The organism is Blautia sp. ZXY-1-B12 (assembly GCF_056339915.1).
On the sequence record NZ_JBWJVP010000283.1, the window covers coordinates 1 to 15,231 of the forward strand.

A 15,231-nucleotide genomic window follows, 5' to 3' on the forward strand; every position below is an offset into this window, starting at 1 on the left:
GCCGTTTATCAAAGAGAAAACCTTTGGTCAGGAGACTTTTTCTGTCACAGAATATACTATGAGTGAGATTATTGCCTCTGTCTATGAAAAGATGGAGAAGACAGGCCTGAAAGAAGGGATTCTTTTTATTGATGAGATCAACTGTGTATCAGAGACCCTGGCGCCTATGATGCTGCAGTTTCTTCAGGGAAAGACCTTTGGCAATCAGAAAGTACCGGAGGGATGGGTGATCGTGACAGCAGGAAACCCGCCGGAATACAATAAATCTGTCCGTGAATTTGATGTGGTAACTCTTGACAGAATCAAGAGGATTGATGTGCAGCCAGACTTTGAAGTATGGAAAGAATATGCCTATGAGCAGGGGATCCACCCTGCTGTGATCTCTTATCTGGAACTTCGCAGAAAGAATTTCTACAGAATGGAGAACACAGTAGACGGACGGATTTTTGCCACTGCCAGAGGCTGGGAAGATCTTTCTAGGCTGATACAGGTATATGAAACACTGGATAAAGAAGTGGACAGAGAGGTGGTATATCAGTATATCCAGCATCCAATGATCGCAAAAGATTTTGCCGCATATCTGGCATTATGCAATAAGTATAAGACAGACTATGCAGTGGAGGATCTGCTTCAGGGTAAATGGACACCGATCACTCTGGGTAAGATCCGCAATGCTTCACTGGATGAGCATCTGAGTATTGTTGGTCTGCTGAACGGAAAGCTCAGCCAGTTATTTGCAGACTGTTATTTTATGGATGCCTATGTGACAAAGCTCTATGGTTACATGACAGAATACAGAGATAACCTTCCGGAAATGACGCTGGAATCCATTTATAAAAAGGCAGAAAATGATTTTCAGACTACAAAAAAATCTGAGCTTCTCACTAAAAATGAAGAAAAAGTATTTATCCGTACAGTGGATTTTCTTGAGAAATTATGGATAGAACTGAGGGGAGAAACTGGTTCTGAAGATAAAACAGAGAATAATAAAGCTGTTGAAATTTCAGAAAAAGATACCTATGAGCGGGCAAAAACAGCTTTTGCAACGGAGGCTGACAGTCTGGAAACTCAGACAGAATATATCTCTCAGACGCTTCAGAATGTTTTTGATTTTATGGAAGCTGCCTTTGGTGATAGCCAGGAAATGGTAGCATTTATTACGGAACTGAATGCAAACTTTTACAGTATCTGGTTTATCCGGGAAAATGGTTCTGACCAGTATTACCGTCACAACAAGGGACTACTGTTTGATGACAGACAGAAACTGATCCTGGGACAAATGGAGGAACTGGAGAACACGATGAAGCGGGGACTAAAAAATTAATTTTTATGCCAATTAGCATTGGATTTTCAGATAAATCGTGGTATGCTGATGAATAGAATTATGATTTGAGTGAAAAATATCAGGAATGCAGGCGCATTTGACTGTGCAGCAGTAGAACGATATGGAATCACTAGAAAAAACGAGGAGGAATATAAAATGGAATTAGAAGTATTAAGAAAAGATATGGTTGCAGCTATGAAAGCCAAAGATAAAGTAACAAAAGAAGCAGTCTCCTCTCTGATCTCTGCGGTAAAGAAGGTAGCGATCGATGAGGGATGCCGTGATGAGATTAAGAGTGATCTGGTGGACAGAGTTATTCTGAAAGAGTTGAAAACTGTGAAAGAACAGCTGGATACCTGCCCGGAGAGCCGCGAAGATCTGAAGGCTGAATATCAGGCAAGATATGATGTGATCGCCAAATATGCGCCAAAACAGATGGATGCAGCAGAGGTAAAAGCATATCTGGAAGAAAAATTTGCAGATGTGATTGCGACGAAAAATAAGGGTCAGATCATGAAGGCTGTTATGGCTGATATGAAGGGAAAAGCAGACGGAAAGGTGATTAATCAGGTTGTGGCAGAGCTCTGCAAATAATGTGTTATCTTAACCGAATCAAGTAAGTCCCCTGCTTCAATTGCGAAAAGCAATAAGCAGTGGGTGGGACTATGTGAAGAATAGGATCATCCAGCAGATTTGGTATGCAGAAAGCTGGATAGTTATCAAAATAGCCGCAGTATGCTGGAATGTCCGGATACTGCGGTATTTTATTAGGAGGTGAATATATATGGAGTTTCAGCATGAACTGATCATTCCTAATGAGGGATTTCCGTTTAAGGTTTTTCTTTTTGAAGGAGGAAATGGCAATTATGTGCGTGAGAAGCACTGGCATACGTCTGTAGAGATTTTTGCTGTGATGGAGGGGCGCCTGGATTTTTTTGTAAATAAGGATGAATATCCGCTGAAAGCTGGAGAGCAGATAATCATTAATTCCAATGAGACCCACTCTATCCATGCTGTGGAGAAAAATAAAACAGTAGTTCTGCAGATTCCTCTGAAACAGTTTGAGAATTATTTTACTGCCCAGAGATATATCCGTTTTCGGGGGCAGGAGGAGCTGGTGGATAAGAAACTGGCTTCTTTGCTTCGTAAATTATATCATGTGTATTTCGAGCGGAAAATTGGATATGAGTTCCGGACAATTTCTATTTTTTACGAGATTATGTATATCCTGGTGAAGGATTACCGTGTGACAGAGACCAGGGAGAAGGATATCCGACACAGCCGCCGTCTGGATGCATTGTCAAAAATCACCACATATATGCGTGAGCATTACAGGGAGGAACTGAAGCTTTCTGATGTGGCGGCTACTTTTGGATACTCGGATGCATATTTGTCGCGAATGTTCCAAAAATATGCAAAAATCAACTATAAAACTTATCTGCAGGATATCCGTATGGCATATGCGTACAGGGATTTGCTGAATACAGACCATACAATTAGTCAGATTGCACTAGATAATGGATTTTGCAGCAGCAGGGGTTTTTCCGGGGAATTTCAGAAAAGATATGGGGTACTTCCAAGTGAGATGCGAAAACAGATAAATGAAAAAGGTCAAAAAAACGCTATAGATTAGACAAGAAAACTGGCGAAAAGTACCCTTTATTCTGATATATTCTAAGCACAGTCAAGAAAACGTAATATCTACAGAATATAAGGAGGTTTTTGAAGTGAAAATTCAGAATGTAACAGATGCTTCCTTCCGTAAATATGGAAAGGTGCTTGAAGGGTATGACTTCAGTGCTCTTCTCAAAGAAATGAAACATACACCGGTTCCGGATGATGTGGTTTATGTACCATCTGTTGAGGAGCTGGAAGCTCTGGATGTAGCAAAAGCACTGCAGAATAAAGGATTTGGCGGAATCCCGATCGAAATTGGATACTGCAACGGACATAATAAGAAATTAAATGCAGTAGAATATCACCGCAGTTCAGAGATCAATGTAGCGGTAACAGATCTGGTGCTGCTTATCGGAAGTCAGCAGGATATCACAGATGATTTTACATATGATACTTCTAAGATCGAAGCATTCCTGGTACCTGCAGGAACAGGTATTGAAGTATATGCAACTACACTTCATTATGCGCCATGCAATGTACAGGATGGCGGTTTCCAGTGTGTAGTCGTACTTCCGGCAGGAACCAATACAGATCTTACATTTGAGACAGCTAAGACAGGCGAGGACAGCCTGCTGACAGCTAAGAACAAATGGCTCATTGCACATGAAGATGCGGCAATCGAGGGTGCAGTAAACGGACTTCGTGGAGAGAATATCACCATTGACTGAGTTGCTCGGAATCTGTGGCAGTAGAGTATCAGAATATAGTAAATGAATAACAAAATCATATAAATACATATCAAATATGGAGGAATTTATATTATGAACAATATACCAGTAGTAAAACTTGGATTAATCGCAGTAAGCCGTGACTGTTTTCCGATTCAGCTTTCTGAAAAGAGACGTGCAGCAATCAAGGAAACTTATAAAGGTGAACTTTATGAATGTCCTGTAACTGTTGAGAACGAGAAGGATATGGAGAAAGCTCTTGAAGATGTAAACAAAGCAGAGTGTAATGCGCTGGTTGTTTTCCTTGGAAACTTCGGACCTGAAACTCCTGAAACTCTGATCGCAGAGAGATTTGACGGACCTTGTATGTATGTAGCAGCAGCAGAAGGTGACGGTGATATGATCAACGGCAGAGGTGATGCTTACTGTGGTATGCTTAACTGCTCCTACAACTTAAAAATGCGTCATCTGAAAGCATATATTCCGGAATATCCTGTTGGAACAGCAGATGATATTGCAAAGATGATCGCTGATTTCGTACCGGTTGCACGTGCAGTCATCGGTGTCAGCAATCTTAAGATCATTACTTTCGGACCACGTCCACAGGACTTCTTCGCATGCAACGCACCTATTAAAGGCCTCTATGAGCTGGGTGTTGAGATTGAAGAGAACTCAGAGCTTGATCTTCTTGTTTCTTTCAAAGAGCATGAAAATGATCCTCGTATCCCGGAAGTTTGTGCAGATATGGCAAAAGAGATGGGCGAAGGCAAATATTATGCTGACCTTAATGTGAAAATGGCACAGTTTGAGCTTACACTTCTTGACTGGGCAGAGGCTCATAAGGGAGCAAGAAAATACGTTGCATTTGCTGACAAATGTTGGCCTGCATTCCCGTCACAGTTTGGATTTGAACCTTGCTATGTAAATAGCCGTCTGGTTTCCAGAGGAATTCCGGTATCCTGTGAGGTTGATATCTACGGAGCACTCAGCGAGTACATCGGACTTTGCATTTCCAATGATGCAGTTACACTGCTTGATATCAACAACTCTGTTCCACAGTATATCTATGATGAAGATATTAAAGGAAAATACGATTATAAGCTTACTGATACATTTATGGGATTCCATTGTGGAAATACTCCTGCATGCAAGATGTGTGATTCCAGAGCTGTTAAATATCAGCTGATCCAGCACAGACTTCTTGAGCCGGCAGGATCTGAACCAGACTTCACAAGAGGAACTCTTGAAGGTGATATCGCTGCATCTGACATTACATTCTATCGTTTACAGTGCAATTCCGAGGGCGAGCTGGTTTCTTATGTTGCAGAAGGTGAAGTACTGGATGTACCTACAAGATCATTCGGTGGTATCGGTATTTTCGCAATCAAAGAAATGGGAAGATTCTACCGTCACGTACTGATCGAGGGCAACTATCCGCATCATGGAGCAGTTATGTTTGGACATTACGGAAAAGCATTCTATGAGGTAGTGAAATTCCTTGGACTGGATGTTAAGAAGATTGGATATAACCAGCCGGCAGGTGTAAGATACCCGACAGAAAATCCATGGGGTTAATGAGAAATCAGTAAAACGGATTATTAATGTTCATGTGAAGTGAATGAATCTGAATACAGAATAAATAAACTGACACTATATTAAAGGCATCCCGGGGCTTTGCTCTGGGATGTATTAGATTAGAAATAGAAAAGGAGAGCACTTATGTATTATATTGGTATTGACCTTGGTACTTCCGCTGTAAAACTTCTTCTTATGGAAGAATCAGGAAAAATCTGTAACATCGTATCCAGAGAATATCCTTTATTCTTCCCACATCCGGGCTGGTCTGAGCAGAAACCGGAAGACTGGTTTGCACAGAGTATGGAAGGTATGAAAGAGCTGACAAAGGATATCGACAGAGCGCAGGTAGCAGGAATTGGTTTTGGCGGCCAGATGCATGGTCTGGTAACACTTGACAAGGATGATAATGTGATCCGTCCTGCAATCCTCTGGAATGACGGACGTACAGGCGAAGAGACAGAATATCTGAATACAGTGATCGGAAAAGACAAACTTTCACAGTATACAGCAAATATTGCTTTCGCAGGCTTCACAGCACCGAAGATCCTCTGGATGCAGAAAAATGAGCCTGAGAACTTTAAGAAGGTAGTAAAGATTATGCTTCCTAAGGATTATCTGGCATATCGTCTGTCCGGTTCTTTTTGTACAGATGTTTCTGATGCTTCCGGTATGCTTCTTCTTGATGTGAAGAACCGCTGCTGGTCAAAAGAAATGCTGGAGATCTGTGGAATCACAGAAGAGCAGCTTCCGAAACTGTATGAGAGTTGGGAAGTAGTAGGAACTCTGAAACCTGAGATTGCGAAAGAACTTGGATTCAGTGAGAATGTAAAAGTTGTTGCAGGTGCAGGTGACAATGCGGCAGCTGCTGTAGGAACAGGTACAGTTGGTGACGGTCAGTGTAATATTTCTCTTGGAACATCCGGAACTGTGTTTATTTCCAGTAAAAACTTTGGTGTGGACGAAAATAACGCACTTCATTCTTTTTGTCATGCAGATGGAAGCTATCATCTGATGGGATGCATGCTCAGCGCAGCTTCCTGTAACAAATGGTGGGCAGAGGAGATTCTTCAGACAAAGGATTTCGCAGCAGAGCAGGCTCCAATTCAGAAGCTGGGAGAGAATCATGTATTCTTCCTTCCATATTTGATGGGAGAACGTTCACCTCATAATAATCCTGATGCAAGAGGTGTATTCTTCGGGATGTCCATGGACAGCACAAGAGCAGACATGACACAGGCTGTTCTGGAAGGTGTTGCCTTTGGTCTTCGTGATTCCCTGGAAGTTGCAAGAGGCCTTGGAATCAAGATTGAGAGAACCAAGATCTGCGGTGGCGGAGCTAAGAGCCCACTGTGGAAGAAGATTATTGCAAACGTTATGAACCTGAAGGTTGATGTTCTGGAGAACGAAGAAGGACCGTCCATGGGTGGAGCTATGCTGGCAGCAGTAGGCTGTGGTGCTTACCCGGATGTAGAAACCATCGGTAAGAAATTTGCCAAAGTTGTTGATACAGTAGAACCGGATCCTGAACTGGTTGCAAAATATGAAGAGAGATATCAGAAGTTCAGAACTCTGTATCCGGCGATGAAGCCATTGTTCTAATCGAATATCTGCCTGACATACTGGGGTTGTTGTGCTTATTTAGCACAACAACCCCATTTTGACGTACATCTGATGATGACCAATCACCATAGCCTATTTGATTATGACATATCAGGAAAAGGGCAGCTTCAGGAATTCTTCCATGGCTCTGCTGATATAGCGGCCTTTCTTCCAGTAAAAAAACACAGTGCGTTTACTGCTCTGACCGGGCAGCTTATAAAAAACAAGTTCTGAATTTGTTGGAACTCTGGAGAGCAGAAGATCCCCGATGAAAGTGATACCCATTCCCAAACATGCAATATTATAGGCAGTCATCTGCTGATCCAGGCGAAATACTACAGAAGGCGAAAAGTGATTTTCCTGACAAATGGTAAGTGCACGCTTACCGGTATCATTATCTGAACGAAGAATAATAAATGGTTCGTTCTCGAATTTGTTTAATGGAACAGAAGGAATATGAGAAGAACGGAACTGCCCGTTCCGGATTTCCTCAATAGGAATCTGATATTTCTGCAGTCTGGTATTGATTGAATAATTTTTGGGAACTGCAAGAAGAAGTTGTTCTTTCTGGTAGATATAACGTTCAAAAATCTGGTTATCCAGAATACAGTTATCAATCACCAGATCTAACTTTCCGGCCTGGAGAAACTGGGATAGCTTTGCTGTACTTTCTTCTACAAGAGAAATTTGAACATGGGGGAATTTTTGGGAAAAATCAGCAATAAGGGGAGGCAGAATCCACGAAGAAAAAAAGTTACTGCCACCTACATTAAGAGTTCCTGTTTTGAGATTTCCCAGATCCAGTAGGTAGTTTTCGAGATTATTTTCAATATCCATGACTTTTTCAACAGCCTGTATATAATGTTTTCCGACTTCAGTTAACTGCAAAGGTTTGGTACTTCGATCAAAAATAGGATAACCAATGCGGTTTTCCACACGTTTTACATTTGCACTTAAAGAAGGCTGCGAAATGAAAAGAGCAGCAGCAGCTTTGGAAAAGCTTTTTTCCTTGTATACCTCATAGATGTATTCCATTCCCTGAAACATATAAATTCCTCCGATATATAACTTAAACACTATATATTTTATAAAAATATATGTATTTGATTATATTATAGCAGAGATATATAATGAGGGCAAATACATGGGAGGGCGAATAACTATGAAAAAAACAGACTATCGTGTAGAAAGGGATTCTATTGGTGTAAAGGATATTCCGGAAGATGTATATTATGGAGTACAATCCTTACGTGCGGCTGAAAATTTTCACATTACGGGGCTGAATATGCATCCGGAAATTATTAACAGTCTTGCATACATAAAAAAAGCAGCAGCGATAACCAATTGTGAGGTGGGGCTTCTTGAGAAGAAAAAAGCACAGGCGATTGTCCAGGCATGTGATGAAATTGTTTCAGGGAAATTCCATAATGAATTTATTGTGGATCCTGTTCAGGGAGGAGCTGGCACATCTTTAAATATGAATGCCAATGAAGTAATTGCAAATCGCGCGATTGAGATACTGGGAGGAAAAAAGGGCGATTATACAATTATAAATCCTAACGATGATGTGAATTGTGGACAGTCTACCAATGACGTGATTCCTACTGCCGGTAAAATGACTTCTCTTCGTTTGTTGCAGAATCTGAAAAAACAGCTTCTTCGCCTCTATGATGCTCTTAATGAAAAAGCTACAGAGTTTGATCACATAATAAAAATGGGGCGTACACAGATGCAGGATGCAGTACCAATTCGTCTGGGACAGGAATTTAAGGCATATTCGGTAGCAATCATGCGTGATATCCACAGAATGGATAAAGCAATGGATGAAATGCGGACTCTTAATATGGGAGGTACTGCTATTGGAACAGGAATTAATGCAGATGAGGGCTATCTGAGAAGAATTGTTCCAAATCTCACTGAAATATCGGGAATGGACTTTATACAGGCTTTTGATCTGATTGATTCCACTCAGAATCTGGATCCATTTGTAGCCGTTTCCGGTGCTGTGAAAGCATGTGCGGTAACTCTTTCCAAAATGTCAAATGATCTCCGTCTGATGTCCTCCGGTCCACGTACTGGTTTTGGGGAGATTAATCTTCCGGCAAAACAGAATGGTTCCTCTATTATGCCAGGTAAAGTTAATCCGGTTATTCCTGAAGTAGTGAATCAGGTTGCTTTTAATATTATTGGTAATGATGTTACCATTACCATGGCTGCAGAGGCTGGTCAGCTGGAATTAAATGCGTTTGAGCCGATTATTTTCTATTGCATGTTTCAGTCTATCGATACTCTTGGCTATGCAGTCCAGACATTGGTAGATAATTGTATTGTAGGAATTACGGCAAATGAAGAAAGATGCCGTTATCTGGTAGAAAACAGTGTAGGTATTATCACTGCAATCAGCCCCCATCTTGGATATCAGAAGGCTGCGGATATTGCAAAAAAGGCAATTAAGACAGGCGAATCTGTAAGAAGTCTGATTCTGAAAGAAAAGCTTATGGACGAGGATGAACTTAATCGCATTCTGGATCCGATCCATATGACGGAACCTGGTATTTCCGGAAAAGATTATCTTATAAAAAAATAAAGAAAAAAACAGGCGGGAAAATCTTCCCGCCTGTAAAATCGTCTGGACACATATCATATATAAATATGATTTTTATATTTTTGAATTATTCGATTGATTTCAACCGGATTAGAACAGACCTGTGATCTTACCTGTCTCGTCTACGTCGATTCTCTCAGCAGCCGGAACTTTAGGAAGACCTGGCATTGTCATGATCTCGCCTGTAAGAGCTACGATGAATCCTGCACCAGCGGAAATCTTCAGGTTACGTACTGTAACTTCGAAGTCAGTAGGAGCACCCAGTTTAGTCTGGTCATCTGTTAAGCTGTACTGTGTCTTAGCTACACAGATCGGGCAGTTGCCAAAGCCAAGAGCTTCTAACTGTTTCGCCTGTTTCTGAGCGTTAGCTGTCAGAACTACTTTCTTACCGCCATATACTTTCTGAACGATCTGGTTCAGTTTGTCTTCGATAGAACCTTCCAGTTCATATGCATAGGAGAAGTCGTTTGGTTCTTCAACAAGACGGATAACTTCTTCTGCAAGTTTGATTCCGCCTTCGCCGCCTTTTGCCCATACTTCAGAAAGAGCAACGTTAACGCCCAGTTCTTTACATTTAGCTTCTACAAAGTCAAGCTCTGCTTTTGTATCTGTAGGGAATGCGTTGATAGCAACAACACATGGAAGTTTGTATACGTTTTTGATGTTGGAAACGTGTTTTAACAGGTTCGGGATACCTTTTTCAAGAGCTTCCAGGTTTTCATTGTTAAGGTCAGCTTTAGCAACGCCGCCGTTGTATTTCAGGGCACGTACTGTAGCTACGATTACAACTGCGCTTGGTTTTAAACCAGCCATACGGCATTTGATATCAAGGAATTTCTCAGCACCAAGGTCAGCACCGAAACCAGCTTCTGTGATTGCATAATCAGCAAGCTTCATAGCCATCTTTGTAGCTGTTACAGAGTTACATCCATGAGCGATGTTTGCGAATGGTCCGCCATGTACGATTGCAGGAACGTGTTCCAGAGTCTGTACAAGGTTTGGTTTCAGAGCATCTTTTAACAGGGCTGTCATAGCGCCTTCTGCGTGAAGGTCACCTGCTGTTACAGGTTTCTGCTCGGAAACTTTTCCGTATGTATATCCGATGATGATCTTGGATAATCTTTCTTTCAGGTCTTTGATGTCGCTTGCAAGACAGAGAACTGCCATGATTTCAGATGCAACTGTGATGTCGTATCCGTCTTCACGAGGCATACCGTTTGTCTTTCCGCCAAGACCATCTACTACGTTACGAAGCTGACGGTCGTTCATATCTACACATCTTCTCCATGTGATCTTACGTGGGTCGATGTTTAATGCATTGCCCTGGAAGATATGGTTATCGATCATAGCTGCCAGTAAGTTGTTAGCTGCGCCAATGGCATGGAAGTCACCTGTGAAGTGAAGGTTAATATCTTCCATAGGAACAACCTGTGCATATCCGCCGCCTGCTGCACCACCTTTTACACCGAATACCGGTCCTAAGGATGGCTCACGAAGAGCTACCATAACACTCTTGCCAAGTCTCTGCATACCATCTGCAAGACCTACAGTAGTAGTAGTTTTACCTTCTCCTGCTGGAGTTGGGTTGATAGCTGTAACGAGGATTAATTTTCCATCCTTCTTATCACTTTCTTTCAGAAGATTGTAGTCGATTTTTGCTTTGTATTTTCCGTACTGCTCCAGATATTTGTCGTCAATACCTGCTTTCTCTGCGATCTGAGTAATTGGAAGCATCTCGCATTCCTGTGCAATTTCAATGTCTGATTTGAATCCCATAATTGTTTTTCTCCTTTCGTTTCCGCATAACATGAAAAACTTCTGTTGCTGTTCACTCCGCGATCAGCAACAATTATTAATTGAAAGAAGTATTGGCCGGTCTGCCTGGTATTCCTGATTTCTGCCCTGAAAGTTATAAAAAAAGGCCAGTATCTGAATATTTCAAATACTGCCCAGACGGTCGGCTCCCACAAACCTCCGACTCCACGTGGTTTGCACTCCACTCTTTCCGTCAGTACTCGAAGGTTCTTTCAATTGATGAATACAATATATCATTTTGAGAAAAAAATGTCAAGAAAATTTTTGTTGAAACGTCAAAAAATGTGAGTAAACTGGATAAAAGTTGTGCAAATTGATAAGAGAAGAGAATCGTAATCCCTGGTAATGAAAGAAAATACGTTTTCTCAAGGAAAGAAATTGTTAAAAAATAGACATAGTTTTCCCTGATAAATGAAGAAAATATAAAAAGCGGGTAAAGACTGTGCAAAATATGGAAAATGGAATTGACAACAGTTCAGAAGATATGTTATTCTCATCTTTAGTATGAAAAGACACTATCGTTTTCATGCAAATATTTGCTCACATTCAGAGACAGTTTCTGAATGTTAAGCCATACGGACAGGCGGGGCAGTTGCCGGGTGGGAGACACCACATTATTGATTGAGTTAGAAGCTCAAATTTTATAAGTTGATTACTTTATAATAATCAGTGCGTAAGCACACATCATCTTGTGAAACGGTCAATAAGAGCATAGCATATATTTGCCAGCGATTGAAGACGACAGCAGTCATGAATATTTCAGAATACGGGAACAGGCACAGGATACAGACGGATTTATACGGGAAATCCGGTCAGTATATAAAGAGACAGAGCCTGAGAAATTCTATAGATCATGAGAGAAGCAGATGGTGAATGAACTTATCTGCTTCTTTTTTTGTGCAGATATAGCAAATATAAAGGATATGGTTGGAGATAAACGCTTTGCGAGGATGTGTCTCACATGCGTTCGACTTGAATATATAGAGAAATAATTGAATCATTGTGCCGGTTTGAGGCAGTATACAATTGCTGAATGATAGAACTGTATTTGCCGGTACATGACGACAGGAAAAGAGGAACATGTCAAATGGATTATGAAAGACAACAGCATGCGCCCATATATGAAGCACTGGAACGTTTCCGAAAGAAGAGAGTCGTTCCCTTTGATGTGCCGGGACATAAAAGAGGAAGAGGAAATCCGGAGCTTGCACAGTTGCTGGGAGAGAAATGTGTGGGGCTGGATGTTAATTCTATGAAGCCGCTGGACAATCTCTGCCACCCGGTTTCGGTGATCAGAGAAGCGGAGGAGCTTGCAGCAGATGCTTTTGGCGCAGCGCATGCATTCCTTATGGTAGGAGGAACCACATCTGCAGTGCAGAGCATGATCCTGTCTGTCTGCAAGGCAGGGGATAAGATCATTCTGCCGCGAAATGTACATAAAAGTGCCATCAATGCCCTGGTACTGTGCGGTGCAATTCCGGTTTATGTAAACCCGGAGGTGAATGCGCAGCTGGGCATTTCCCTTGGCATGGAAGTCAGTCAGGTGGAGAAGGCTATGGATGAGAATCCGGATGCGGTGGCAGTTCTTGTAAATAACCCTACCTATTATGGAATCTGTTCGGATCTGCGGACTATCGTAAAGAAGGCTCATGCAAGAGGAATGAAGGTGCTGGCAGATGAGGCTCATGGAACCCATCTTTATTTCGGCAGAAACCTTCCTGTATCCGGAATGGCGGCAGGTGCTGACATGGCGGCAGTTTCCATGCACAAATCCGGCGGAAGTCTGACACAGAGTTCGCTGCTGCTTTTGAATAAGAGTATGAATGCAGAGAAAGTGCGCCAGATCATCAATCTGACTCAGACCACAAGCGCTTCTTATCTTCTGTTGTCCAGTCTGGATATCTCCAGAAGAAATCTGGCACTCAGGGGAGAGGAATCCTTTGAAAAGGTTGCAGGGATGGCGCAGTATGCCAGAGAGGAGATCAATGAGATCGGCGGTTATTATGCATATGGTATGGATCTGATCAATGGAACCAGTGTTTTTGATTTTGATGTTACAAAACTCTCCATTTATACACTGGGAAATGGGCTGGCAGGTATTGAAGTTTATGATCTTCTCAGAGATGAATATGATATTCAGATCGAGTTTGGAGATATCTGTAATATTCTGGCTTACATTTCCATTGGAGACAGGCTTCAGGATATTGAGAGACTGGTAGGGGCATTGGCTGATATTGAACGTCTGTATAAGAAGGACAGCACAGGTATGCTTTCCGGGGAATATATCGCACCTGCAGTGGTGGCGTCTCCACAGCAGGCATTTTATGCGGAGAAAGAATCTCTGCCCATGGAACAGACGGCAGGCAGGATCAGCGGTGAATTTGTTATGTGTTATCCTCCGGGAATCCCGATTCTTGCTCCTGGGGAAATGGTGACACAGGAAATTGTAGAATACATTCTTTATGCAAGAGACAAAGGCTGTTCCATGCAGGGAATGGAGGATCCGAAGGTAGAATATCTTCAGGTTCTGAAAGGGGGTATCTGATCATGGAATTATGGTATTCCGAGTTCCATACAGGAAATGTAAAGCTTTCTGTCCGGATTAACCGACAGTTATTTTCAGGGGAAAGTGAATTTCAGAGAATCGATGTGTTTGAGTCTGAAGAATTTGGAAGATTTGTGGCTCTGGACGGTGAGATCGTATTTTCTGACAAGGATGAATTTATTTATGATGAAATGGTCACGCATGTGCCAATGACAGTACATCCCAATGTAAAAAATGTTCTGATTATCGGTGGCGGTGACGGTGGAGTTGCCAGAGAACTGATCCATTATCCACAGATTGAGAGCATTGATGTGGTGGAATCCGATAAAATGTTTGTGGATGTATGTGCGGAGATGTTTCCGGATATTGCCCAGGGACTGAAGGATGAGAGAGTCAACATTTATTATGAAGACGGCCTTCGGTTCCTGCGGAATAAAAAGGCCAGATATGACCTGATCATCAATGATTCCACAGATCCGCTGGGACATACAGAGGGACTTTTTACAAAGGAATTCTACGGAAGCTGTTATAAGGCTCTCAGAGATGACGGAATCATGGTTTATCAGCATGGAAGTCCTTTTTATGATGAGGATGAGGTGGAATGCAGAAAGATGCACAGAAAGGTTTTCCGGTCATTTCCGGTGAGCAGGGTTTATCAGGCACATATCCCTACCTGTCCCTCGGGATACTGGCTTTTTGGATTTGCATCAAAGAAATATCATCCACTGGAAGATTTCAGGCCGGAGAGGTTTGATAATCTTAATATAGAAACATGGTATTATACAACAAACCTTCACAGAGGAGCATTTATGCTTCCAAAATATGTAGAAGATTTACTGGAAGAGGAGGAAAACAGTTTATGAGTAGATTATTGGTAATCGGATGTGGTGGGGTAGCTTCAGTGGCAATTCGCAAATGCTGTCAGAACAGCGATGTTTTTACAGAGATTATGATCGCAAGCAGGACAAAGGAAAAATGCGATGCACTCAAAAAGAAGATTGAAAGTACAACGAAGACAAAAATTGAGACAGCAAAGGTAGATGCGGATAATGCAGCAGAGGTCGCAGAATTGATCAGAGCCTATAAGCCGGATGCTGTCCTGAATGTGGCACTTCCATATCAGGATCTTACCATCATGGATGCATGTCTGGAAGCCGGTGCGGATTATATTGATACTGCCAATTATGAAGCAGAGGATACAGAAGATCCCACATGGCGTGCAATCTACGAAAAGAGATGTAAAGAAAAAGGCTTTACTGCATATTTCGATTATTCCTGGCAGTGGGCTTATAATGAGAAATTTAAGGAAGCAGGACTGACTGCTCTTCTGGGAACCGGTTTTGATCCGGGTGTTACCAGTGTATTCAGTGCCTATGCCTTGAAGCATTATTTTGATGAAATCCATACCATTGATATTCTG

The 15,231-nt window shown here is 41.9% G+C and carries 12 protein-coding genes and 1 riboswitch; of the genes, 10 read left to right on the forward strand and 2 right to left on the reverse strand.

All coding sequences use genetic code 11. The features are described from left to right. The 6 genes from AC075L_RS19825 to xylB all read left to right on the forward strand — a co-directional run. A partial coding sequence (locus AC075L_RS19825; protein ID WP_476388063.1) for an ATPase occupies positions 1 to 1,324 on the forward strand: 1,324 nt, incomplete at its 5' end. A 156-nt stretch (positions 1,325 to 1,480) separates the two neighbouring features. Beyond that, complete coding sequence (locus AC075L_RS19830; RefSeq protein WP_019160637.1) at positions 1,481 to 1,918, forward strand: GatB/YqeY domain-containing protein; 438 nt, start codon at positions 1,481 to 1,483, stop codon at positions 1,916 to 1,918. Positions 1,919 to 2,108: 190 nt separating this feature from the next. Then, on the forward strand, positions 2,109 to 2,957 hold the full coding sequence (locus AC075L_RS19835; protein WP_118409070.1) for an AraC family transcriptional regulator: 849 nt from the start codon (positions 2,109 to 2,111) through the stop codon (positions 2,955 to 2,957). 94 nt (positions 2,958 to 3,051) lie between these two features. After that, the gene (locus tag AC075L_RS19840; protein WP_008708127.1) at positions 3,052 to 3,669 is read left to right on the forward strand and encodes a DUF4867 family protein; all 618 of its coding nucleotides are present in this window, start codon (positions 3,052 to 3,054) and stop codon (positions 3,667 to 3,669) included. 93 nt (positions 3,670 to 3,762) lie between these two features. Next, positions 3,763 to 5,244: an L-fucose/L-arabinose isomerase family protein gene (locus AC075L_RS19845; RefSeq protein WP_008708129.1), complete on the forward strand. Its 1,482-nt coding sequence runs from the start codon at positions 3,763 to 3,765 to the stop codon at positions 5,242 to 5,244. A gap of 144 nt (positions 5,245 to 5,388) precedes the next feature. Further along, the gene (xylB, locus tag AC075L_RS19850; RefSeq protein ID WP_118409071.1) at positions 5,389 to 6,846 is read left to right on the forward strand and encodes a xylulokinase; all 1,458 of its coding nucleotides are present in this window, start codon (positions 5,389 to 5,391) and stop codon (positions 6,844 to 6,846) included. A 111-nt stretch (positions 6,847 to 6,957) separates the two neighbouring features. Here the strand turns inward: xylB and AC075L_RS19855 are convergent, their stop codons facing one another. Next, a complete protein-coding gene (locus tag AC075L_RS19855) occupies positions 6,958 to 7,893 on the reverse strand; it encodes a LysR family transcriptional regulator (protein WP_008708133.1) in 936 nt (311 codons plus the stop codon). Between the two features lie 97 nt (positions 7,894 to 7,990). Here AC075L_RS19855 and AC075L_RS19860 point away from each other — a divergent pair, with 97 nt between their 5' ends. Next, the gene (locus AC075L_RS19860; protein ID WP_008708134.1) at positions 7,991 to 9,433 is read left to right on the forward strand and encodes an aspartate ammonia-lyase; all 1,443 of its coding nucleotides are present in this window, start codon (positions 7,991 to 7,993) and stop codon (positions 9,431 to 9,433) included. A gap of 108 nt (positions 9,434 to 9,541) precedes the next feature. Here the strand turns inward: AC075L_RS19860 and AC075L_RS19865 are convergent, their stop codons facing one another. Beyond that, the gene (locus AC075L_RS19865; RefSeq protein ID WP_008708136.1) at positions 9,542 to 11,227 is read right to left on the reverse strand and encodes a formate--tetrahydrofolate ligase; all 1,686 of its coding nucleotides are present in this window, start codon (positions 11,225 to 11,227) and stop codon (positions 9,542 to 9,544) included. 164 nt (positions 11,228 to 11,391) lie between these two features. Continuing rightward, a riboswitch (ZMP/ZTP riboswitch) is annotated at positions 11,392 to 11,477 on the reverse strand. Positions 11,478 to 12,353: 876 nt separating this feature from the next. On the opposite strand from AC075L_RS19865, the gene AC075L_RS19870 reads away from it, so the two are divergent. From AC075L_RS19870 to AC075L_RS19880, 3 genes are all read left to right on the forward strand, one after another. Next, positions 12,354 to 13,811 (forward strand): aminotransferase class I/II-fold pyridoxal phosphate-dependent enzyme, encoded by a 1,458-nt coding sequence (locus tag AC075L_RS19870; protein WP_020993525.1) that lies wholly within the window; start codon positions 12,354 to 12,356, stop codon positions 13,809 to 13,811. Between the two features lie 2 nt (positions 13,812 to 13,813). After that, positions 13,814 to 14,674, forward strand: coding sequence for a polyamine aminopropyltransferase (gene speE, locus AC075L_RS19875; protein WP_008708139.1), 861 nt, complete (start codon positions 13,814 to 13,816; stop codon positions 14,672 to 14,674). Next, a partial coding sequence (locus AC075L_RS19880) for a saccharopine dehydrogenase family protein (protein WP_476388064.1) occupies positions 14,671 to 15,231 on the forward strand: 561 nt, incomplete at its 3' end. The genes speE and AC075L_RS19880, both read left to right, overlap by 4 nt.